The sequence below is a fragment of the Streptomyces diastatochromogenes genome (assembly GCF_002242805.1).
GTDB classification, from domain to species: Bacteria; Actinomycetota; Actinomycetes; order Streptomycetales; family Streptomycetaceae; genus Streptomyces; species Streptomyces diastatochromogenes.
Genome location: NZ_MCGQ01000198.1, coordinates 1 through 460, shown reverse-complemented (window position 1 = coordinate 460; position 460 = coordinate 1). Strand labels below are relative to the sequence as shown.

Below are 460 nucleotides of genomic sequence, written 5' to 3'. Positions count from 1 at the left end.
GGCCCATCTGCGAACAGCAGGTGGGCCGTCGTCGTGTGTGCGCCGGTGACCGGCCCTGCCCGGCCGCCGTGCTGCCGAGCCGGCAAAAGTCACCGTGGGCGTTGCGCCATCCGGTGGATCATCTCGCTCTGACGCCGGGCCGGGCCGGGCCGTGCGGTCGGATCCCGCCTTCATCCCGATCAAGCGGGACGCGGACCTCGCCGGTTGCGTGCGGGTGCTTTTGATGCCTGCCCGGCCGGTCAAGGCGACGGACGCGACCGACGAGGCCGACGCGACCGATGTGACCGGCGAGGCCTGAGGTGACCGGCGCGACCGCCCCGACCGACGCGTTTCCGGCCACCCGGCTGCCCCTTGCCGGCGCCCGCACGCCCTCGACGACCGTGCCCCCTTCGTCCGGCAGGACCCCCGGAAACCACCCGCCCTCCGACCGCCCGCCCTGCTTCCCCACCCGCCCCACAGC

General features: G+C 74.8%; 1 protein-coding gene. It reads left to right on the top strand.

Going from position 1 to position 460, the window contains the following annotated elements; translation table 11 throughout:
- Window positions 1-151: 151 nt before the first annotated feature.
- A complete protein-coding gene (locus tag BEK98_RS49465) occupies window positions 152-298 on the top strand; it encodes a hypothetical protein (RefSeq protein WP_167444474.1) in 147 nt (48 codons plus the stop codon).
- The last annotated feature ends 162 nt before the right edge of the window (window positions 299-460 follow it).